Consider the following 21,746-nt stretch of genomic DNA (forward strand, 5'->3'; position numbering starts at 1 on the left):
GACGAGCATCCGGCCTGATTGCCAAGGAAGACCTTTTGGATTAGGACCACAACTTTCCATTGAACGGGACTCGCTGTGTCACCTGCGCGCTGGTTCGACGTCCCCCGCCTTTTTGCGTTTGCACTCACTGCGGTCTTCATTTTCCATTTTGCCGGCTTCGTCGACCACGCCTATCCGTCGCTCGTCGACGATCACGATATCATAGCTCCGCTGGGATCAGCGACAACCGCTCCGCTCGCCGACGTTCTGAAGGATCTCAAGGACACCGACGACTTCCAGGCGCTGTCCGCCGCCGGCAACGCCGAGCGCTTTCGGCCCGCGCACTATCCGCTCAAATCGCTCCAGATCTATTTTTTCGGCAGCAACTTCCGCATCTGGTACATCGCGACATTCGCGATGTACGTTGCAACGGCGACGGTCCTGTTCTCCCTGCTTTACCGGCGGTTCGGGCTTGCGGTCGCCGGGCTCTTTGCCGTTCTTTACCTCGGCCATCGCGCCTGGTCCGATATCCTGCCGCGGCTCGGCCCAGTCGAGATCGACTGCATCCTGATAGGGACGGTCCTGATCTGGTTATGCTGGCACTGGATCGACGAGGGGAAGCGATGGCTGATCCTGCTGGCTGCTCCGGTCGCCCTGCTCTATGGCGCGGCGAAGGAGCCCAACTCTGTATTCCTGCTGGCGATCGGCGGCCTGCTCGTCGTGTGCGCTGCGCTCGTGCAAAACCGCCGAATGGCGATCGCCGGCGCCATCCAGATGGTCTGTGGCGCAATTGTCATGGCGGTCCTGCTGAAGACCACTCCGAGCGCGCAGTCGAGCATCATCTCGCCGGGAAACGGTCTCACGATTTATCTGCGCCAGTGGCACCATGATCCGACGGCATGGATGACAATCGTGCTGCTGGCGACATTGGCCATCGCCGAGGTGCAGAGAAAAGCCGGCGCGCTCGATATCGGCCGGCGTGAACTCGCCGCCTTGCTGATCGCCACGCTCTCGATCGAAGCGTTGCGCTTCACCATTTTCTACCTGTCGTTCACCGCGACATACGATGGCTATATCGACGCGATTTCCACCCGCTACGGATATCCGATATTTGTCATGACCTCGGTCGTTGCTGCGATCCTCCTCGGCCGGCTCTCGCTTCTCGGCGCCGGCCTGGTACGGCGGCGCATTACGGTCCTGGCGCTGGCGTGTGCGTTCGCCCTGACCATGGTCAACCAAGGCCTTTTTGCGCGCAAGACGCTGGTCAGCCGCGACGCGTGGCAGACCTTCAACGTGTCGGCGGAGATGGCTGTCCAGAAGGTCGCGGCTTGGATGAAGGAGAAACGCCTGGCCGGCGACAATCCGCAGCTCGTAGTCACCGGACCATCGCTGGAATGGGAGCCGAGGCTGTCACTGATCATGTTTTTTCGGCACCGGATGCCCGATACGCCGGTCTATTTTGACCCCAAGCAGCCCTCGCTGAAGCCGGCCGTGTACCTCTCCATGTCGATCAGATATGGCGGCCATCCCATGCCGGCCAAGCTCGATCCGGCCAATTGCATCGATGCACATGTCGATACCAAGCCCTACCAGAGCAATATCTGCCAGACGTCGCTCACCGTCACCAAGCCCGATTAGGGCGCAGGCCGCGAGCTGCGCGATGTCCAGCCCGCGAATCTAGAGGCCTCGGTGCGCCTGGTCGACGCCGCAGCGCGCGCGACGGGGGATTTTGCACGGACCGAAGAACGGAAAAGGCACGCAGAAGTCGAAAGCGCACTGACCAGGCGTCGAACCGCGACGAAGACCTGGAGCTAGAAGACCTGGAGCTAGAAGACCTGGAGCTAAGATTATGAAAGCATTGCCAAAAATGGCGCGAGAGACGGGGCTCGAACCCGCGACCTCCGGCGTGACAGGCCGGCGCTCTAACCAACTGAGCTACTCCCGCGTGACACGCAAATGTCTGCGGAACGAGGGGGGACTTAAAGGGGGGACCAAGTGAAGTCAAGGACGTTGGCACCCACAGCCGGAATACTCGCATCCAGCGCCGGGCGCGAGCGCGAACAGGCCTCTGCCACGTGCGCAGCGTAGTCAGTCCGGCCCCGAATCGTCTACGCCTCCCGTAACTTGCGCGGTTCCCCGGGTCCGGCCCCGCCGCCGCGCAAGAATTGAGGAGGCCAGACATGGCTAAGAAGGACTCGGCTAAGAAGGACTCGGCTAAGAAGGCAGCCGCGCCCGCCACCATCACGCTCAAGCATCTTGCCGCCGACATCGCGGAGAGCCAGGACCTCTCGAAGAAGCGCGCTGAGGCCGTCCTGACCGACATGGTCGAGCTGATCACCAGGCACCTGAAGAAGGGCGACCGCGTCCGCATCGTGGGCCTGGGCATCCTCCAGGTCCGCAAGCGCGCCGCCCGCACCGGCCGCAATCCCGCCACTGGCGAGGCCATCCACATCAAGGCCAGCAAGAAGGTCGCGTTCCGCCCGGTCAAGGAACTCAAGGAAGCGATTTAGCGGGTTACGGTTCATTAAGCCTGATCCGCGCCGGTCCAGCCGCATCAAAGCCTGCTTTTCTGCTATACCGCCTGCTTCCCCAAAACCCCGGCGCTTTGACCAGAAATGTCCTCCCTCAATTTCACGCACACCGTGACCGAGCGCTTCCTGCGCTACGTCACCATCGACACCCAGTCCGATCCGGCGTCGCCAGCCTCGCCCTCAACCGAAAAGCAGAAAGACCTCGGCCGCGTGCTCGCCGCCGAGCTGAAGGCCATGGGCGTCGCGGACGCCCATCTCGACGATTACGGCTATGTCTACGGAACGATCCCGGCCACAACGACCAAGAAAGTGCCGGTGATCTGCTTCTGCTCGCACATGGACACCTCGCCCGACGTCACCGGCAAGGACGTCAAGCCGCAAATGGTGAAGAACTATCGCGGCGGCGATATCACGCTGCCGGGCGACACCAGCCAGGTGATCCGCTTCGCCGAACATCCCGCGCTGAAGAACCAGATCGGCAACGACATCATCCATCAAGATCCTGTTCACGCCGGATGAGGAGATCGGCCGCGGCGTCGACAACGTCGACATCAAGAAGCTTGGCGCCGAGTTCGGCTACACCATGGACGGCGAGAGCGCAGGCTCCGTCGAGGACGAGACCTTCTCGGCCGACGGCGCCACCATCACCATCAATGGCGTCAGCGCCCATCCCGGCTACGCCAAGGGCAAGATGGAGCACGCGATCAAGATCGCCGCCGCGATCGTCGAACGCCTGCCCAAGGAAGGCTGCTCGCCGGAGCCGACGTCAGGCAAGCAGGGCTTTCTGCATCCGGTCGGCATCGAGGGCGCGCTCGAGCAGGCGAGCCTCTCCTTCATCGTGCGCGACTTTACCGAGGAGGGATTGAAGGAGCGGAAGGCCTTGCTCAGGCAGCACCTGGTCGCCCGTTTCGGCCAAAAAGGGCCGTCCCAGGAACGACCCGAGTGCCCGGCGGACGCTGAACCGTCTAGTTTGCCGTAGCGCGAAGGGAGTGCCCTTTGGGCCTTGGCTCGGCGGCATGCTGCTCCTGCTTCTAGTTCGAGCCTGCCTCGCGGGGCACCGTGCAGGGCCTTGGCAAGTGAAGGAAAATCTTTTCGCTGCCGCCGAGAACGAGAATCGCCTAAAATCGTGTCCTCATTTCTCGTTCAGGTCCCCCCAAAAAATGGCCGATGCCGTCGATCTCCTTCAGTCGCTGCTCCAGGTCAATCACGCCCATTATAGGTCGGACGAGGGTGTGTTCACGGCGCTGTTGCGTCAGTTCAAGTCAGATGAACTGGCGAAGCCGCGCTACGCCGATCCGAAGCGATTGCTCCGTTACGGCTTCAAGCTCTATTCGCAGAGCGATGAAGACGGCATTCTGCAGGAGATTTTTCGGCGGATCGGAACCAGCAACCGGACCTTCGTCGAGTTTGGCGTCGAGAACGGAATTGAGTGCAACACCGTCAAGCTGCTGGTCGAAGGTTGGCGCGGTCTCTGGCTCGATGGATCAACTGCAAATGTTGCGCAGATCCATACGCATTTCGATGCCTTCGCGCGCGATGGCCGGCTACGGGCGGTCCCGGCCTTCATCACCGCCGAAAACATCAATTCTCTGATCGAGCAGGGTGGCGTCACCGGCGATATTGACCTCTTGAGCATCGACATCGATGGAAACGACTACTGGGTCTGGCAAGCAATCGAAGTCGTCAGGCCGCGGGTTGTCGTGATCGAATACAATTCAGCGTTGCGGCCGCCAATGTCGGCGGTGGTTCCGTATGACCCCGCGAGACAATGGGATGGATCGAACTACTTCGGCGCCAGCCTGGAGGCCTTGGTCCGGCTCGGACGGAAGAAGGGATACCGCATCGTAGGCTGCAACTTCGGCGGCTTTAACGCCTTTTTCGTGCATGAGTCGTGCGCCGGTGATCATTTCCTCGATCCGCCTACAGCCGAAGAACACTACGAACCGCCGCGCAATTACTACATTTATTCAGAGGGGCGGTACCCCCCTCCCCGGCCGGGGGTCTTTGTCGAGGTGTAGACGGCAAGAGGGGCTATCACGATCTGCCGCGCGCGGGGCGGTCGTTGTGCAGCCTCAACGCTCCGAGCGAAGCCCACACGGTCATGCCGGTCATCTGCACGGCAGACAGCGCCGTCTCGACGCCCTCAGCCAGGCCCATGCTCTTTGCAGCCGCTCCGAGTCGCACCGCGCCGGCGCCGAGATTGCCGGTCGTCAGTCGCTTGGGTGACGCCTTCTCGCCCTTGTCAGTCAGCCAGGTTTACTGGATCGCAATGACCTTGCCGTCCGGCGCCTGCACGCCCGCAACCATGGACCGGTGATTCTAGCCGGCCGCGGAGCCACGATCACGCTCAAGCATCTCGCCGCCGACATCGCGGAGAGCCAGGACCTCTCGAAGAAGCGCGCTGAGGCCGTCCTGACCGACATGGTCGAGCTGATCACCAGGCACCTGAAGAAGGGCGACCGCGTCCGCATCGTGGGCCTGGGCATCCTCCAGGTCCGCAAGCGCGCCGCCCGCACCGGCCGCAATCCCGCCACCGGCGGGCCGATCCACATCAAGGCCAGCAAGAAGGTCGCGTTCCGCCCGGTCAAGGAACTCAAAGAGGCGATCTAGCGCTCACGTTTCGTTAAGCCTGATCCGGCCTCGTTCCGGCCGCCCGCTTTTCTGGTATACCGCCAGCTCCCCCTGACCCCGGCGGTTTGACCAGAAATGTCCTCCCTCAATTTCACGCACACCGTGACCGAGCGCTTCCTGCGCTACGTCACCATCGACACCCAGTCCGATCCGGCATCGCCGGCCTCGCCCTCGACCGAGAAGCAGAAAGACCTCGGCCGCGTGCTCGCCGCCGAGCTGAAGGCCATGGGCGTCGCGGACGCCCATCTCGACGAATACGGCTATGTCTACGGAACGATCCCGGCCAACACACCTAAGAAGGTGCCGGTGATCTGCTTCTGCTCGCACATGGACACCTCGCCCGACGTCACCGGCAAGGACGTCAAGCCGCAAATGGTGAAGAACTATCGCGGCGGCGATATCACGCTGCCGGGCGACACCAGCCAGGTGATCCGCTTCACTGAACATCCCGCGCTGAAGAACCAGATCGGCAACGACATCATCACCACTGACGGCACCACGCTTCTAGGCGCCGACAACAAGGCCGGCGTCGCCGAGATCATGGATGCCGCGTATTTCTTCATCAACAACCCCGATGTGAAGCACGGCACCATCAAGATCCTGTTCACGCCGGATGAGGAGATCGGCCGCGGCGTCGACAATGTCGATATCAAGAAGCTGGGCGCCGAGTTCGGCTACACCATGGACGGCGAGAGCGCGGGCTGCATCGAGGACGAAACCTTCTCGGCTGACGGCGCCACCATCACCATCAACGGCGTCAGCGCCCATCCCGGCTACGCCAAGGGCAAGATGGAGCACGCGATCAAGATCGCCGCCGCCATCGTCGAGCGCCTCCCCAAGGAAGGCTGCTCGCCGGAGACGACCTCAGGCAAGCAGGGCTTTCTGCACCCGATCGGCATCGACGGCGCGCTGGAGCAGGCGACGCTGTCCTTCATCGTGCGCGACTTCACCGAGGAAGGGCTGAAGGAGAAAGAGGACCTGCTCGAGGGCATCGTCAAGGACGTGATGAAGGACTATCCGCGCTCGACCTACACCTTCGAGGTGCGCGAGCAATACCGCAACATGAAGCAGGTGATCGACCGTCACCCGCACATCCTCGAATACGCCATCGAGGCAATCAGCCGCGCCGGCCTGCGCCCGATGCGCACCGCGATCCGCGGTGGCACCGACGGCTCGCGGCTCTCGTTCATGGGCCTGCCCTGCCCCAACATCTTTGCCGGCGAGCACGCGTTTCATTCGCGGCTCGAATGGGTCAGCCGTCAGGACATGGAGAAGGCGGTGCAGACGATCGTGCACCTCGCGATGATCTGGGAGGAGAAGGCCTAGGGCCGTCCGGCGTCAGACCAAATAATTTCTGCCCTCGACGGAACGATCTGGCAATCGGCAGGTTAGACGTCCAAGTCCCAAGGACAGAGAACGTGAGCACATAGGGCCTCAGCCGGTCAGCCCCAGCTGGGGCCTTTTCGTGTCTCGCTGGCCAAATCGTGATAGCGGCCCGGTTTACGGGTTCCGCCCCGACATGCGACAAGGGCGCATGCGCCTGAAACGGTTTGCCAACGCTGTGGTGATGCTGCTGGTCGCGGCCGGGCTTCTGCTCGCGCCGCTGGCGGCGCCGGCATCGGCCATGCCGGTATCGGGCGCTGACAGCATGATGACGGTGTCTGACGACACGCAGGCGATGTCCGAGGATATGCCCTGCTGTCCGGACCAGACCAAGAGCAAGACCTGCGATTCCTGCCCGTTCGTCGCGCTTTGCATGCTGAGCCTGTCGCTGTCTGCTCCGTCCGGCGCAAGCTCTCTGATCCCCAGGCAGCCACACAGAAGCGCGCTTGCGCCGAGCAACGACCGCCTGCGCGACGGGCTCGCTGCCAAGCCCCCCGACCATCCTCCTCGACCCCAGGTCTGATCGGCGCTGACGCGCCTGATGATCGTGCGCGCCGATATCGGCGTGCGCGCATTGCCTGCCGCCTTGCTGGCGGCTCCATCAGACCTATTGAGGAACTATAAACCATGACGACCACCAAGCTCGCGCGCGCCACCATGGCCGCGCTGATCGGTGCTGCGCTCACCGGCGCCGCCTACGCCGAAATCAAGAACTACGAGTTCCAGCTCATTCAGCCGACCGTCAAGGCCGGCGCAGAACGCATCGTCACCGTGCGGCTAGTCGACAAGACCAGCGGCAAGGCGATCCCCGACGCGGTGATCTTTGCCAGCCGGCTCGACATGGCCCCTGACGGCATGCAGGAGATGGTCACCAAGGTCACGCCGATGCCGGGCACCGAGCCCGGGACCTACCGGTTCAAGGCCAATTTCGGCATGGCCGGGCGCTGGCAGCTTTCGCTCGGCGCCAAGGTGCAGGGCGAGACCGGCACGGTCGAGAACAAGCTCGTCGTCACGGCCGAGAAATGACCCGCCTCGCCATGACAGGCACGGCCGCTGGGATCCTCGCAGCGGCAGGTGCCGCGCTGTTCGCCGGCGGCGGTGTGCGACCGCAGCCCGACATCAGCCACCTCGTGTCCGCGGCAAGCGCCGCTGATGCGAGCGCGCCGATTTATTTCAGGGATCCCGACGGCAAGCCGTTCTACTCGCTGACGCCGAAGACAACGGCTGACGGCCGCGACTACCGCGCCGTGCGTGCTGGCGAGGATGTCAGCTTCGACGAGCCGGACCAGGCGCCGGACACGATGACAGCCAACGCCAAAGGCGATCGCAAGATCAGATATTACCGCAACCCGATGGGCCTGCCCGACACCTCGCCGGTGCCGAAGAAGGACTCGATGGGGATGGACTACATCCCCGTCTATGAGGGCGAGGACAGCGACGACGGCTCGATCAAACTCTCGCCCGGCAAGATCCAGCGCAGCGGCGTCAAATCCGAGCCGGCCGAATTGCGCCGGCTGCGGACGCTGGTGCGCGCGCCCGGCACGATCCAGCTCGACGAACGCCGGGTCTCGGTGGTCGCGATGCGCGCCGAGAGCTTTGTGCAGAAGGTCGCCGATGTCACCACCGGGAGCCGCGTGAGCAAGGGCCAGCCGCTGATGGACATCTACAGCCCGGCGGTATCGTCCGCTGCGGCCGAATATCTCGCCACCATCACCTCGAAGATGACGGCGGGTATCGAGCCTTATGGACGTGGCTCGCGGCAGCGCCTCGTCAATCTCGACGTCCCCGAACCTGTCATCGCCGAGATGGAAAAGAGCCATTCGGTGCCGATCACGATTCCCTGGTCGTCGCCGCGCGACGGCATCGTGCTCCAGCGCAACGCGATCGAGGGCATGCGCGCCCAGCCCGGCGACGTGCTGTTCCGCGTCGCCGACATCGCGCTTGTGTGGGCCAATGTCGATATCGCCGAGCGCGACCTCGGCAATGTCGTTGTCGGCCAGCCCGTCGCGGTGCGGGCGCGCTCCTATCCGGGCCGGAGCTTCAAGGGCCTGATCAGCGTGATCTATCCGCAGCTGAACAAGGAGACGCGCACGGCGCGGGTGCGGATCGAGCTGGAAAATGCCGATCTCGCCTTGCTGCCGGACATGTATGTCGATGCCGAGATCGACACCGGCACGCCGGCGCCGGTGCTCAGCGTCGCCGAAAGCGCGGTGCTCGACACCGGCAGCCGGCAGGCCGTGCTGGTCGACAAGGGCCAGGGCCGCTTCGAGCCGCGCGAGGTCAAGCTCGGCCGCCGCGGCGAGGGCCATGTCGAGATCCGCGAGGGCCTCGCCGAGGGCGATGCGGTCGTCACGTCCGCCAACTTCCTGATCGACGCCGAGAGCAATCTGAAGGCGGCGCTCAAGGGCTTTGCCGAAGGCGGCAATGCGCAAGAAACCGGCAGCCCAGGCGACACCGCGATGGGAGCGAAGCCATGATCGCACGCATCATCGCCTGGTCGGCGCGCAACCTGCTGCTGGTGCTGTTCGGCACTGGCTTCGCCGCCGCTGCCGGCCTCTATGCGTTGCTCCATCTGCCGCTGGACGCCATCCCCGACCTCTCCGACACCCAGGTCATCGTCTACACCGAATATCAGGGGCAGGCGCCGCAGGTGATCGAAGACCAGGTCACCTATCCCCTCACCACCGCGATGCTGACGGTGCCGAAGTCGAAGGTGGTGCGCGGCTTCTCCTTCTTCGGCGTCTCCTTCGTCTACGTCATCTTCGAGGACGGCACCGACATCTACTGGGCGCGCTCGCGGGTGCTCGAATTCCTCAATGGTGCGGCCTCGCGGCTGCCCGCAGGCGTCACGCCGACCATCGGCCCCGACGCCACCGGCGTTGGCTGGGTCTACCAATACGCCGTGATCTCGAAAGAGCTGAACCTCGCGGAGGTCAGGACGATCCAGGACTGGAACCTGAAATTCGCCCTCGCCAAGGCGGAAGGCGTGGCGGAGATCGCCGGAATCGGCGGCTTCGTCAGGCAGTACAACGTCATCCTCGATCCGCAGCGCATGCGCGACCTCGGCATCACCCTCCAGAAAATGCGCGACGCCATCCGTGCCAGCAATGCCGACGTCGGCGGCCGCACCGTCGAACTCTCCGAGTTCGAATATGTTATCCGCGGCAAGGGCTATCTCAAAAACATCGACGATATCGGCAACATCGTGCTGAAGACCGACAACGGCACGCCGGTAAAGCTGCGCGACGTCGCCCGCGTCGAGCTCGGCCCCGACGAGCGGCGCGGCATCGCCGAGCTCAATGGCGAGGGCGAGGTCGCAAGCGGCATCGTGCTCCAGCGCTTCGGCATGAACGCGCTCGACGTGATCGAGAACGTCAAGAAGCGGTTCAGGGAGATCGCGACCAGCCTGCCAAAATCGGTCGAGATCGTTCCGGTCTACGACCGCTCGAACCTGATCTACGCGGCGATCGACACGCTGAAGCATACATTGGTCGAGGAGAGCGTCGTCGTCGCCCTCGTCTGCATCGTGTTCCTGCTGCATGTGCGCAGCGCGCTGGTCGCGATCCTGATGCTGCCCGTCGGCGTGCTGATGGCCTTCGGCGCGATGAAGCTGCTCGGGATCGGCTCCAACATCATGAGCCTGGGCGGCATCGCGATCGCGATCGGCGCCATGATCGACGCCGCGATCGTCATGATCGAGAACGCGCACAAGCATCTCGAACGCGCCGGGCCCGGCCGCTCGCGGGTGGAGATCCTGATCGAGGCCGCTGCCGAGGTCGGCCCTGCGCTGTTCTTCAGCCTCCTCATCATCACCGTCTCGTTCATGCCGATCTTCACGCTGGAATCGCAGGAGGGCCGGCTGTTCAGCCCGCTCGCTTTCACCAAGACCTTCTCCATGGCGGCGGCGGCGCTGCTGTCGGTGACGCTGGTGCCGGCCCTGATGGTGATCTTCGTCCGCGGCAAGATCATTCCGGAGCACAAGAATCCGATCAACCGTTTCCTGATCTGGATCTATCGCCCGGTCATCTCTGGCGTGCTGCGCGCAAAAATCTCGGTGATCCTGCTCGCGCTCGGCGTCCTCGCCGCCTCGATCTGGCCGGCGCGACAGCTCGGCACCGAGTTCATGCCAAACCTCAACGAGGGCACCCTGCTCTACATGCCGACGACGCTGCCCGGCATTTCCGTGACCAAGGCCGCCGAATTGGTGCAGACCCAGGATCGCATCATCCGGTCCTTCCCGGAGGTTGCCTCGGTCTACGGCAAGGCCGGCCGCGCCGCGACCGCGACCGACCCCGCGCCGTCGGAGATGTTCGAGACCATCGTCAATCTGAAGCCGAAAGAGCAGTGGCGCGCCGGCGTGACCGTCGACAGCCTGATCGCTGAGATGGACAAGGCGCTGCAATTTCCTGGCGTCTCCAATGCCTGGACGATGCCGATCAAGGCCCGCATCGACATGCTCTCGACCGGCATCCGCACACCCGTCGGCGTCAAGGTGATCGGCACCGACCTCGCCGGGATCGACAAGCTGGCAAGGCAGGTCGAGCAGGTCCTCAAGGCGGTGCCCGGCACGTCCTCGGCCTATGCCGAGCGCGGCCTCGGCGGCTACTATCTCGAGATCACGCCGAACCGCGAGGCGCTGGCGCGCTACGGCATCATGGTGCAGGACGTGCAGGACACGATCGCGGCCGCGCTCGGCGGCCAGACCGTGACCACGACGGTGGAAGGCCGGCAGCGCTTCACGGTCAACATGCGCTATCCGCGTGACCTGCGCGACAATCCGAAGGCGATCAGCAGCGACATCCTGGTGCCGATGCCGTCAGGCGGCGCCGTCCCCCTCGGCGAAGTCGCGAGCGTGACGCCGGCGCGCGGGCCGACCTCGATCCGCACCGAGAACGGGCAGCTCGCCACCTACATCTATGTCGACATCCGCGACCGTGACCTCGGCGGCTATGTTGCTGACGCCCAGCGCGCGGTGCAGGCGAGCATCCAGTTCCCGCCGGGCTACTATGTGGTCTGGAGCGGGCAGTACGAATATCTCGAACGCGCCACCGCACGGCTGAAGATCGTGGTGCCGGTGACGCTGCTGATCATCTTCCTGCTGCTCTATCTCAACTTCCGCTCGGTCACCGAAACCACGATCGTGATGCTCTCGCTGCCCTTCGCCCTGGTCGGCGGCCTCTGGATGATGTGGTGGCTCGGCTTCAACCTGTCGGTTGCGGTCGCCGTCGGCTTCATTGCGCTGGCGGGCGTGGCGGCCGAGACCGGCGTGGTGATGCTGATCTATCTCAACCACGCCTTGGCGGAAGCCAAAGCGCGCTGTGAGCTGGCGGGCCGCCCGCTCACACGCGAGGATCTCACCGCAGCCATCATGGAAGGTGCCGTCGAACGGGTCCGCCCGAAGATGATGACGGTCGTCGCGATCATGGCCGGACTGCTGCCGATCCTGTGGAGCACCGGCACAGGCTCGGAGATCATGCAGCGCATCGCCGTGCCCATGATCGGCGGCATGATCTCCTCGACCCTGCTGACGCTGATCGTGATCCCCGCGATCTTCGGGATCGTGAAGGGGTTTGGGTTACCGTCTTCCCCCGGCACCGATATCAAGCCATCGCTCCACGTCGAAAACCACGAGCGACAGCGCGACGTGCTGGAACCGGCCCAATGAGTGGGGGTTGCACGATTCCTAAGACGACCTGACAAAACTGCTGAACTGAAAATTCTGCACCGATTGCCACGGCGTCGCATGCTGATGACGGCGATGATCCGTCAAATTGAAGCCGGCGCCGAGCAATGCGGCGATGCTCTCGGCGCCGTGGCGCGTCACAGGCAGGCCGCTGCATTTCTCCGGACCGTCGACTGCGAACGTGCCGATGATGACATGGCCGCCGATCTTCACGGCGCGTCTGACACATGCGACATAAGCCACCCGCTCTTCCGGCGCGTTGAGAAAATGAAGCGCCGCGCGATCATGCCAGACATCGTATGTCCGTTTCGGCTGCCACGCCGTCACATCCGCTACGATCCAGTCCACGCCGTCACCGGCGGCGCCGAGCCGCGCCCGCGACGCCGCAAGCGCCGCGTCAGACAGATCGAGCACGGTCAGGTCCGTATATTCGGCGGTCAATAGCGCATCGACCAGCCGGGACGCCCCGCCGCCGATATCAGCAATTGGAGAGGTCGGTCTCGCACCGGCCAGCACGATCAATTCGAGCGAGGGTGACGGGCTCTCCTGGAACCAGCTCACCTCGCGTTCGCCCTTGCTCTCGTAGACAGTCTGCCAATGCGCCGCCCGGCCTGAACTCGTCATGACACCTGATCCTGCGCGGCTAGGCCATGCGGGCCTTCAATTCCGCAGTGGATTGCTGAGCGACGACGACCGCGCCCTGGAGCGCGAGGCCGGCCATGATGGCGGCCACGATCACGTCGGGCCATCCCGTGCCGGTGCCAAACACGCCGAGGGCGGCCAGCAGCACGGCGATGTTGCCGAGCACGTCGTTGCGGGTACAGATCCAGGCCGAGCGCATGTTGGCGTCGCCCTTGCGATAGGCCCACAACAATCCGAACGAAGCCACGTTCGCGGCAAGTGCCGCCATGCCGACCGCGCCCATTGTGAACGCGCTCGGCAGTGTGCCGTGAGCAGCGTGCCAGACCACCGTGCCGACGACCCACAGCCCGAAGGCGCCCATCGTCAACCCCTTCGCAAGCGCCGCGGCGGCGCGATAGCGCAGCGCCATGCCGACCACCAAAAGGCTGATGGCGTAGTTCGCGGCGTCTCCGAGGAAATCGAGCGCGTCAGCCTGGAGCGACGCCGATCCAGCCGCGAGGCCCGCGCCGATCTCGGCCAAGAACATCACGGCATTGATCGCGAGCACGGCCCACAGCACGCGGCGATAGGCCTTGTTATCGCGATGGCGATCGAGATTGAGCGGCGGGGGTGAACAGCATGCGTCGGCCATACACACAAGATAGGGCGAGGAAACGCCCTAGACAATCTCGGTATCCCACCGCCCTGCGACGTTGAGTTCCCCGCACGTAACATTGTAGCGGGTCGACACTGTTCCTATCGCCGTGCTAGGTCAGCGCGACCAACACCGAGAGCGAATTCGTGTTCCCGAGCCGCCCGCCTGCCAGCCTTCGCCGCCTGCGCCATTGGCGCGGGCTGCTGGCTGTGATCGTCGCGGTGATGTATCTGCTATCGGGCGTGCTGCACGGCGCGCACGACATCGATGTCACCAGCCCCTTCGGCGGTTCGGAGATCGCCTCGACCCTCGATGAGGGCGTGGCCGGCCATGGCGATCACAAGGCGATCGGCGGCCATCATTGCCACGGCTGCTTCTCGGTCGCCGTCGTGCAGCCTCTGCACGCGAGCGCCGCGGCCGATATCATTGCCGCACCGGTCGCGCAGCAGCAGCCGACGCTCACCGGCATCGCGCCCGACACGACGTCCCCGCCTCCCAAACATCTGACCTGAACCGATCAGCCGGGCGCCTGCGCGTCCAACTTGCTTTTGTTCACAGGTCATCTTCATGTCTTGCAGACGGACTGCCGCGCGCCTTGCGTGCGCCATGGCGATTTTCGTTGGCCCCTGGCTGACGCAACACGCGCACGCCCAGACCCTGACCATGCGCGCCGCGCTGTCGCGCGCGCTAGCCGCGAGCCCGCGCCTGACGGCGGCGGAACGCGACGTCGGCATCGCCACCGGCCAGCGCATCCAGGCGGGCGCCCTGCTCAATCCGGAACTGTCCTATGAGCAGGACAATTCGTTCGGCTCGGGCATCTATCGCGGCACCAGATCGGCGGAGACCACGCTCCAGATCAGCCAGGCTTTTGAGCTGTTCGGCAAGCGCGACGCGCGGATCGCCGCGGGCGCGGCCGGCATCGAGGTCGCCGCGATCCAGCGCAAGGCTGTCCGGTTAGAGGTGCTGTCGGAGACGGCGATCGCCTTCCTCAGCGTGCTCGGCGCGCAGCGGCGCATCCAGATCCTCGACGAACAAATTACGGCGATCGACAAGCTGACGCCGCTGCTCCGCCGCCGCGTCGAGGCCGGCGCCTCCTCGCCGGCCGAGACCGGCCGCGCCGAGGTCGCATCCGCCCTGGTGAAGGCCGATCGCGAGCGATTCAAGGCGATGCTGGCGAGCGCCCGGCGCGAGCTGGCCGTGCTGATGGGCGATCCGATGGCAAAGTTCGGCGAGGTCTCCGGCCGGCTCGATACCATGGGCAAGCCACCGACGTTCCAGTCGGTGGTCGCCGCCATCGACGCCAATCCGCAGCTGGTGCGCTGGACCGCCGTCTATGCCCAGCGCAACGCCGAGCTGCTGATGGCGCGGCTAAAACCCTATCCCGACGTGCGCATCGCCGCCGGCTGGCGCCATTTCAACGAGACCAATGACGATGCGGCGCGCCTCACTGTTTCGGTTCCGATCCCGGTATTCGATCAGAACCAAGGCAACATCCTCTCGGCGCAGGAGAGCCTCGCCAAGACCAAAGCCGAGCGCGAGGCCAATCGCAACACGCTGATCGTGGTTGCGGGCCGCGCCTACGACTCGCTGCAGGGATCGCTGCGCGAGCTAGCGGTGCTGCGCGAGACTGCAATTCCCAAGGCCACCGAAGCTTCGGACGCAATCGCGCAGGGCTACGGACAGGGCCGCTTCACCCTGCTCGAAGTGCTCGACGCCCAGGCCAGCGTCACGCAAGCGCGGCTGCGCGAGCAGGAGGCGCTGCAGAATTTTCATGCCGGCGTTGCCACCATCGAGGGCCTCGTCGGCAATCCCTTTGCGCTGGCCCGGGAGGGCGCACGATGAAGACATCCTCCGCCATCCTCGTCGCTATCGTTGCCGCCGCGCTCGGCGCTTACGGCACTTCCCTGCTCGCCCCTAGCAAGGTGACGCACATCGAGCACGCCGAGGAAAGGAAACCGGAGAAGCCGAACGACCATGTCGAGCAGGACGAGCACGGCGCCGACCGCATCCGCATCTCCGACGTCAAGCTGGCGGCTGCCGGCGTAGTGCTGGCGGAAGCCGCGAGCGCGACGCTGACTGACACGCTGTCCTTCAACGGCATTTTGCGCGCCAACCAGGAAGCCGTGGTGCAGGTGACGCCGCGCTTTCCCGGAATCGTAAAATCGATCCAGAGGCGGATCGGCGACAAGGTTGGCAAGGACGATCTGCTGGCCGCGATCGAGAGCAACCAGAGCCTGACCGTCTACGAGCTCAAGGCGCCGATCGCCGGCACCGTCATCGAGCGGCAAATCTCGCTCGGCGAATACGCCTCCGAGCAGAAGCCGGCCTTCGTCGTCGCCGACCTCTCCACCATCTGGGTCGACCTGTCGATCTACCGGCAGGACCTCCGGCGCGTCCGCCTCAACGACGAGGTGCTGATCGATCCCGACGACGGCCGCGGCGAGATCAAGGGCTCGATTTCCTACATGGCGCCGATCGGCAGCAGCGAGACCCAGACTGCGCTGGCCCGCGTGGTGCTGCCAAATCCCGACGGCCGGCTCCGTCCGGGCCTGTTCGTCACCGCGCGGCTGATCCTCGCCACCCGCAACGTCGCGGTGGCCGTGCGCCGAAGCGCGATCCAGACGCTGGAGAACAGGACCATCGTGTTCGTCCGCGAGGACGGCGACAAGATCGAGGCGCGGCCGGTGGAGCTTGGCGATTCCGATCCGCGCCATGTCGAGATCAAGGCGGGCCTTTCCGCCGGCGAGCATTACGTCGCGGAGAACAGCTTCGTCGTGAAGGCGGAGATGGGCAAGGGCGAGGCCGAGCATGATTGAGCGTCTCATCGCCGTCTCGCTGCAACAGCGCTGGCTGGTTCTCCTGCTCGCGATCGGCGCCGTCGCGTTCGGGGCCTGGAATTTCCAGCGGCTTCCGATCGACGCCGTACCTGACATCACCAACGTCCAGGTTCAGATCAACACCCGCGCGCCCGGCTATTCGCCGCTCGAGACCGAGCAGCGCATCACCTTCCCGGTCGAGACCGCGATGGGCGGCCTGCCAAAACTCGACTACACGCGCTCGCTGTCGCGCTATGGCCTGAGCCAGGTGACGGTGGTGTTCAAGGACGGCACCGACATTTATTTCGCCCGCCAGCTCGTCGGCGAACGCATCCAGCAGGTGAAGGACCAGCTGCCGGCCGGCGTCGAAGTCGCGATGGGGCCGATCTCGAGCGGGCTCGGCGAAATCTTCATGTACACCGTCGAGGCCAAGGCGGGCGCGAAGGCACCGGGCGGCCACGACTATTCTCTGACTGACCTCCGCACCGTGCAGGACTGGATCATCCGGCCGCAGCTGCGCAACGTGCCTGGCGTGATCGAGGTCAACACCATCGGCGGCTTCGAGCGGCAATTCCATGTACTGCCTGATACCGGCAAGCTGATGGCTTACCGGCTCGGTTTTCGCGATGTCATGACGGCGCTTGCCGCCAACAACGCCAATGTCGGCGCCGGCTATATCGAGCGCAATGGCGAGCAATATCTGGTTCGCTCACCGGGCCAGGTCGGCAATATCAGCGAGATCCAGGACATCGTGATCGGCTCGCGCGGCGGCAATCCCGTCAGGATCAGGGACGTCGCCACCGTCACGGAAGGCCGCGACCTGCGCACGGGCGCCGCGACCCGTGACGGCGAGGAAACCGTGCTCGGCACCGCCATGCTGCTGATCGGCGAGAACAGCCGCACCGTGGCGCGACGCGTCGCGGCGCGTCTCGACGAGATCGCCAAATCGCTGCCCGAGGGAGTGGTGACGCGAACCGTCTACGACCGCACGCATCTGGTCGAGGCCACCGTCCGCACGGTCGAGAACAATTTGCTGGAGGGCGCAGCGCTGGTCGTGGCCGTGCTGTTCCTGATCCTCGGCAACATCCGCGCCGCGCTCGTGGTGGCCTGCGTCATTCCGCTGTCCATGGCCATGACCATCACCGGCATGGTCGAGACAAAAGTCAGCGCCAACCTGATGAGCCTCGGTGCGATCGACTTCGGCATCATCGTCGACGGCGCGGTGATCATCGTCGAGAACTGCCTGCGCATGCTGGCGGTGGCCCAGCGCGAGAAAGGCGGCCTGCTCACAACGCCCGAACGGCTGCGCACGATCCTGCGCGGGTCGAGCGAGGTCATCAAACCGAGCCTGTTCGGAACACTGATCATCGCGGTCGTCTACTTGCCCGTGCTGACGCTGACCGGCGTCGAGGGCAAGATGTTCACGCCGATGGCGCTGACGGTGCTGATGGCGCTCGGTGCCGCCGCTTTGTTCTCCATCACCTTCGTGCCGGCCGCTGTTGCCATCTTCGTCACCGGCAAGGTGTCCGAGCACGAAAACCTGTTCATGCGGATGGCGAAGCGCGCCTATCTGCCCCTGCTCCGCTTTGCCATCGACAACCGCGGCGCGGTCGCCGTCATGGCTGCAATCATCGTGATCGCAAGCGGTGTCGCCGCTTCGCGCATGGGCGGCGAGTTCATTCCGAGCCTGGACGAAGGCGACGTCGCGCTGGCCTCGATCCGGATTCCCGGCACCAGCCTCACCCAGTCGCTGGATCTGCAAAAGGCACTGGAAAAGCGCATCACGCAGATTCCGGAGGTGAAGGAATTCTTCACCCGCATCGGCACTGCGGAGGTCGCCACGGATCCGATGTCGCCGGCGCAAACCGACGGCTACGTCATGCTGAAGCCGCGCGCCGAATGGCCCGATCCAAGCAAGCCGAAATCGGAGGTGATCGACGCCATCGACAAGGCCGCCGACGACATTCCCGGCAGCGCCTATGAAATCTCCCAGCCGGTCCAGTTCCGCGTCAACGAGCTGATCTCCGGCGTGCGCAGCGATGTCGGCATCAAAGTTTTCGGCGATGATCTCGATATCCTGCAAGGCGCGGCCAAGCAGGTCGAGGCCGCGATCCGCGGCATCCGCGGCGCCAGCGACGTCAAGATCGAGCAGGTCTCCGGCCTGCCGATCCTCACCGTCCGGCTCGACCGCCAGGCGCTCGCCCGCTACGGCCTCAGCATCGGTGAGGTGCAGGGCATCGTCGAGATTGCGGTCGGCGGCAAATCGGCCGGAAAGCTGTTCGAGGGCGACCGCCGCTTTGACATCGTCGTACGCCTGCCGGAGCATCTGCGCGGCAATCTCGATGCCATCAGGGCCATCCCGATTCCGCTGCCACCGGGCGAGGACGCGAGCGCTCCGATTCGAACGGCATTGCCTGCCTCTCCCCTCGCCCAGATGCGTTATGTGCCGCTGTCGTCGGTCGCCACTGTCGACGCCACGCCCGGACCGAACCAGATCAGCCGGGAGAACGGCAAGCGGCGGATCGTCGTCACCACCAATGTCCGCGCGCGCGATCTCGGCTCTTTCGTGAGCGAGGCGGAAGCGGCCGTCGCAGAGAAGGTCAAGCTGCCGCCGGGCTACTGGATCGGCTGGGGCGGACAGTTCGAGCAGCTGGTCTCGGCGACCAAGCGGCTGACCATCGTCGTGCCGGTGGCGCTGCTGCTGGTGTTTTTGCTGCTGTTCATGGGCATGGGATCGGCGGCGGATGCGGCGCTAGTGTTCTCGGGCGTACCGCTGGCGTTGACCGGCGGCGTCGCGGCGCTGCTGCTGCGCGGTATTCCGCTATCCATCAGCGCCGGCGTCGGCTTCATCGCGCTGTCGGGCGTCGCCGTGCTCAACGGCCTCGTCATCATCGCCTTCATCGAGCGGCTGCGCAGCGAGGGGCGGCCCATTGCGGATGCCGTCCGCGAAGGCGCGTTGACGCGGCTGCGGCCGGTGCTGATGACGGCGCTGGTCGCCTCGCTCGGCTTCGTGCCGATGGCACTCGCCACAGGTGCCGGCGCCGAGGTACAGCGGCCGCTCGCGACCGTAGTGATCGGCGGCATCATCTCCTCGACCGTGCTGACGCTGCTGGTGCTGCCGGCGCTCTACGTGCTGTTCCGCCGTCACGTGGCAAACGAAACGCCTACAATGGCGGCTGATTTGGCGGCTTCCGGGGAGCGCTAGGTTTGGGCAGCCACGACCATCACGGTCATCACCACCATGACCATGCCGGCCACGGGCATGATCATAGTCACGACCACAGCCACGGCGGGCATGTCCACGCGCCCGCCAATTTCGGCAAGGCCTTTGCGATCGGCATCACCCTCAACACCGCGCTGGTCGTGGCGGAAGCCGTCTACGGCTATCTCGCCAACTCCACGGCGCTGCTGGCGGATGCCGGCCATAATCTGTCCGACGTGCTCGGGCTGGTCGTGGCCTGGTGCGCATCGATCGCGGCGAGGCGCGCGCCGAGCGGCCGCTTCACCTATGGCTTTCGCGCCTCCACCATCCTCGCCGCACTGGCGAATGCCGTGTTCCTGCTGGTTGCAACCGGCGCGATCGGCTGGGAGGCAATCCTGCGCCTGCGCGAACCGGAGCCGGTCGCGGGCGTCACGGTGATGGTCGTCGCCGGCATCGGCATCCTCATCAACGGCTTCACGGCGCTCCTGTTCGCGAGCGGACGCAGGGACGACATCAACATCGAGGGCGCGTACTTGCACATGGCGGCTGACGCCGCGGTCTCGCTCGGCGTCGTGGTCTCGGCGGCACTGATCATCTGGACCGGCTGGCTCTGGCTCGATCCCGTCACCAGCCTCGTCATCTGCGCCACCATCCTCTGGAGCACCACCAGCCTCTTGCGCGGCTCCCTCGACATGTCGATGGCGGCCGCCCCCAAGGGCACCGACCTCGCCGCGATCAAGGCGTTTTTGCTGGCGCGTCCGGGCGTGTCAGGGATCCACGACCTCCACGTCTGGCCGATCTCGACCACCGAAACAGCGCTGACCTGCCACCTCGTGATGCCCGCAGGCGCAGTCGACGCCTTCCTGATGGAGACCGCGCAGCTCTTGAAGACATCCTATCGGATCGGCCACACCACGCTTCAGGTCGAGACGCACCCCGACAATGGCTGCGCGCTGGCGCCGGACGATGTGGTGTGAAGAAGCTGCGGATGATGCTCGCAAATCTCCTCGCCGTCACCCTGAGGTGGCCGCTTCTTCAGCGGCCCTCGAAGGGCGCGGCCCGGCTGCATCCCGGCCGTTCATCCTTCGAGGCTCCCGGCGCGCTGCTACGCACCGCGCCACTCGCGCCTCAGGATGACGGATCTGATAGAGACGCGAGCCTCGACGATAGCCTGCCGCCTAGGTCGCCTTCGCCGTCACGATCCAGATCGCGCCCTCAAGCGCCACACTCTGTCCCTTCAGCAACGGCGCGAACATCTCGCGGATCGAGGCTTTTGCGGCGGCGTACGTTTCCGGCGGATGGCCCTGCAACGCGCGGCTGGCGGGGCCGATCTGGAGCGAGCCCTCGACGGCGGCATCGAGCCCGCCTCCGATCGCGACGTCCATCGCAAGATTGTGCGGCTCCATCGCCACGTCCGCAAAGCCCGCACCTTTCAGGATGCGCATCACGCGCTCTTCCGAGGCGAAGGCGAACGGGCCCGGCTCCTCCGGCCCGACCGGCGGCATTTTCGGCACGTGTTTGTAGACCGCCATCAGCGGCGCCATCATCCACGGGTTCTCCTTCGGCTCGCGCCAGCAGGCAAAGGCGAGCCGTCCCGATGGTTTCAGCGCGCGGCGGAGATTGGTGAAGGACGCAATGGGATCGGCGAAGAACATCACGCCGAAGCGCGAGGCGAGCAGATCAAAGCTCGCCGGCTCGAACGGATGCACCGTCGCATCCGCCAGCACGAAATCCAGCGGCAGGCCTTTTGGCGCAAACGCACGCGCCTGCGACAGCATCGGCTCGGAGACGTCGAGCCCGAGCGCAAAGCCATCAGGCGCGACGCCTTGCGCGAACGCAAACGTCGTCGCACCGGAGCCGCAGCCGACATCGAGGACGCGCTCGCCCGGCTTCGGCCTGGCGCGGTCGATCAGCACATCGGCAATGGGGCCGAGCAGGCTCTCCTGCGCCGCGTGACGATCGGCCCAGCGCTGCCCGCTCGGTCCGTTCCAATAGGCGATCTGGTCGGCGTTCTGCTCGTGTCCGCTGGGCTGGTCCATTGGTGGTCTCCATCCGTTTGCCGGCGGTGATACCACGATGGAAGCCGATCAAGCGGTCAAATGAGCACGGTTTGGCGTGCGACCGCCCCTTGCTCCGCCCCCCGCTGGAGGGCTAAAGAGGCGCCGTGGGGCGGTTAGCTCAGCTGGTTAGAGCATCTCGTTTACACCGAGAGGGTCCGCGGTTCGAATCCGTGACCGCCCACCAG

Annotated in this window: 18 protein-coding genes, 2 tRNA genes and 1 pseudogene; 16 read left to right on the forward strand and 5 right to left on the reverse strand. The window is 65.0% G+C overall.

Annotation, left to right across the window (positions count from 1 at the left end):
* Positions 1-75 precede the first annotated feature (75 nt).
* Positions 76-1,617, forward strand: a complete 1,542-nt coding sequence (locus tag B5V03_RS19780; protein ID WP_129272087.1) for a hypothetical protein — start codon at positions 76-78, stop codon at positions 1,615-1,617.
* Positions 1,618-1,847: 230 nt separating this feature from the next.
* On the opposite strand, the gene B5V03_RS19785 is transcribed toward B5V03_RS19780, so the two are convergent.
* Positions 1,848-1,924: transfer RNA gene (locus B5V03_RS19785), tRNA-Asp, on the reverse strand.
* A gap of 235 nt (positions 1,925-2,159) precedes the next feature.
* Between B5V03_RS19785 and B5V03_RS19790 the strand changes: the two genes are divergently transcribed.
* The 3 genes and pseudogenes from B5V03_RS19790 to B5V03_RS19800 all read left to right on the forward strand — a co-directional run bounded on the left by B5V03_RS19790 (position 2,160) and on the right by B5V03_RS19800 (position 4,528).
* Entirely contained in the window at positions 2,160-2,489 is a 330-nt protein-coding gene (locus B5V03_RS19790; RefSeq protein WP_129272088.1) for an HU family DNA-binding protein, read from the forward strand.
* Positions 2,490-2,594: 105 nt separating this feature from the next.
* A pseudogene (locus B5V03_RS19795) lies at positions 2,595-3,396 on the forward strand (peptidase dimerization domain-containing protein); the annotation flags it as partial.
* A gap of 274 nt (positions 3,397-3,670) precedes the next feature.
* Positions 3,671-4,528, forward strand: a complete 858-nt coding sequence (locus B5V03_RS19800) for a hypothetical protein (protein WP_129272089.1) — start codon at positions 3,671-3,673, stop codon at positions 4,526-4,528.
* Positions 4,529-4,544: 16 nt separating this feature from the next.
* Here the strand turns inward: B5V03_RS19800 and B5V03_RS42750 are convergent, their stop codons facing one another.
* Positions 4,545-4,667, reverse strand: a complete 123-nt coding sequence (locus B5V03_RS42750; RefSeq protein ID WP_283811541.1) for a toprim domain-containing protein — start codon at positions 4,665-4,667, stop codon at positions 4,545-4,547.
* A 156-nt stretch (positions 4,668-4,823) separates the two neighbouring features.
* Between B5V03_RS42750 and B5V03_RS19805 the strand changes: the two genes are divergently transcribed.
* The 6 genes from B5V03_RS19805 to B5V03_RS19830 all read left to right on the forward strand — a co-directional run bounded on the left by B5V03_RS19805 (position 4,824) and on the right by B5V03_RS19830 (position 12,189).
* Positions 4,824-5,120: an HU family DNA-binding protein gene (locus tag B5V03_RS19805; protein ID WP_129272090.1), complete on the forward strand. Its 297-nt coding sequence runs from the start codon at positions 4,824-4,826 to the stop codon at positions 5,118-5,120.
* Between the two features lie 96 nt (positions 5,121-5,216).
* Entirely contained in the window at positions 5,217-6,467 is a 1,251-nt protein-coding gene (pepT, locus tag B5V03_RS19810; RefSeq protein WP_129272091.1) for a peptidase T, read from the forward strand.
* 208 nt (positions 6,468-6,675) lie between these two features.
* A complete protein-coding gene (locus tag B5V03_RS19815; RefSeq protein ID WP_129272092.1) occupies positions 6,676-7,047 on the forward strand; it encodes a hypothetical protein in 372 nt (123 codons plus the stop codon).
* A gap of 104 nt (positions 7,048-7,151) precedes the next feature.
* Positions 7,152-7,550: a FixH family protein gene (locus B5V03_RS19820; RefSeq protein WP_129272093.1), complete on the forward strand. Its 399-nt coding sequence runs from the start codon at positions 7,152-7,154 to the stop codon at positions 7,548-7,550.
* Positions 7,547-9,001, forward strand: a complete 1,455-nt coding sequence (locus tag B5V03_RS19825; protein ID WP_129272094.1) for an efflux RND transporter periplasmic adaptor subunit — start codon at positions 7,547-7,549, stop codon at positions 8,999-9,001. Before B5V03_RS19820 ends, B5V03_RS19825 begins: the two co-directional genes overlap by 4 nt.
* Complete coding sequence (locus tag B5V03_RS19830) at positions 8,998-12,189, forward strand: efflux RND transporter permease subunit (RefSeq protein ID WP_129272095.1); 3,192 nt, start codon at positions 8,998-9,000, stop codon at positions 12,187-12,189. Before B5V03_RS19825 ends, B5V03_RS19830 begins: the two co-directional genes overlap by 4 nt.
* A gap of 18 nt (positions 12,190-12,207) precedes the next feature.
* Here B5V03_RS19830 and B5V03_RS19835 read toward each other — a convergent pair whose 3' ends face one another.
* Together B5V03_RS19835 and B5V03_RS19840 are read right to left on the reverse strand one after the other, a co-directional pair.
* Positions 12,208-12,831 (reverse strand): class I SAM-dependent methyltransferase, encoded by a 624-nt coding sequence (locus B5V03_RS19835; protein ID WP_129272096.1) that lies wholly within the window; start codon positions 12,829-12,831, stop codon positions 12,208-12,210.
* Positions 12,832-12,850: 19 nt separating this feature from the next.
* Positions 12,851-13,480: a cation transporter gene (locus tag B5V03_RS19840; RefSeq protein WP_129272097.1), complete on the reverse strand. Its 630-nt coding sequence runs from the start codon at positions 13,478-13,480 to the stop codon at positions 12,851-12,853.
* A gap of 149 nt (positions 13,481-13,629) precedes the next feature.
* Between B5V03_RS19840 and B5V03_RS19845 the strand changes: the two genes are divergently transcribed.
* From B5V03_RS19845 to B5V03_RS19865, 5 genes are read left to right on the forward strand one after another with little or no spacing between them, the layout of a single operon-like run.
* The gene (locus tag B5V03_RS19845; protein WP_129272098.1) at positions 13,630-13,995 is read left to right on the forward strand and encodes a hypothetical protein; all 366 of its coding nucleotides are present in this window, start codon (positions 13,630-13,632) and stop codon (positions 13,993-13,995) included.
* A gap of 55 nt (positions 13,996-14,050) precedes the next feature.
* Positions 14,051-15,325: a divalent metal ion exporter subunit IhpA gene (gene ihpA / locus B5V03_RS19850; RefSeq protein ID WP_129272099.1), complete on the forward strand. Its 1,275-nt coding sequence runs from the start codon at positions 14,051-14,053 to the stop codon at positions 15,323-15,325.
* Positions 15,322-16,299, forward strand: a complete 978-nt coding sequence (gene ihpB / locus B5V03_RS19855; protein ID WP_129272100.1) for a divalent metal ion exporter adaptor subunit IhpB — start codon at positions 15,322-15,324, stop codon at positions 16,297-16,299. Before ihpA ends, ihpB begins: the two co-directional genes overlap by 4 nt.
* Positions 16,292-19,504, forward strand: coding sequence for an efflux RND transporter permease subunit (locus B5V03_RS19860; RefSeq protein ID WP_129272101.1), 3,213 nt, complete (start codon positions 16,292-16,294; stop codon positions 19,502-19,504). The genes ihpB and B5V03_RS19860 overlap by 8 nt, the downstream gene beginning before the upstream one ends.
* Before the next feature lie 2 nt (positions 19,505-19,506).
* Positions 19,507-20,478, forward strand: coding sequence for a cation diffusion facilitator family transporter (locus B5V03_RS19865; RefSeq protein ID WP_164988147.1), 972 nt, complete (start codon positions 19,507-19,509; stop codon positions 20,476-20,478).
* A 201-nt stretch (positions 20,479-20,679) separates the two neighbouring features.
* Here the strand turns inward: B5V03_RS19865 and B5V03_RS19870 are convergent, their stop codons facing one another.
* The gene (locus tag B5V03_RS19870) at positions 20,680-21,540 is read right to left on the reverse strand and encodes a class I SAM-dependent methyltransferase (RefSeq protein WP_129272102.1); all 861 of its coding nucleotides are present in this window, start codon (positions 21,538-21,540) and stop codon (positions 20,680-20,682) included.
* Between the two features lie 128 nt (positions 21,541-21,668).
* On the opposite strand from B5V03_RS19870, the gene B5V03_RS19875 reads away from it, so the two are divergent.
* Positions 21,669-21,745 (forward strand) — tRNA-Val (locus B5V03_RS19875).
* The last annotated feature ends 1 nt before the right edge of the window (position 21,746 follow it).

This window comes from Bradyrhizobium betae, assembly GCF_004123905.1.
GTDB classification, from domain to species: Bacteria; Pseudomonadota; Alphaproteobacteria; order Rhizobiales; family Xanthobacteraceae; genus Bradyrhizobium; species Bradyrhizobium betae_A.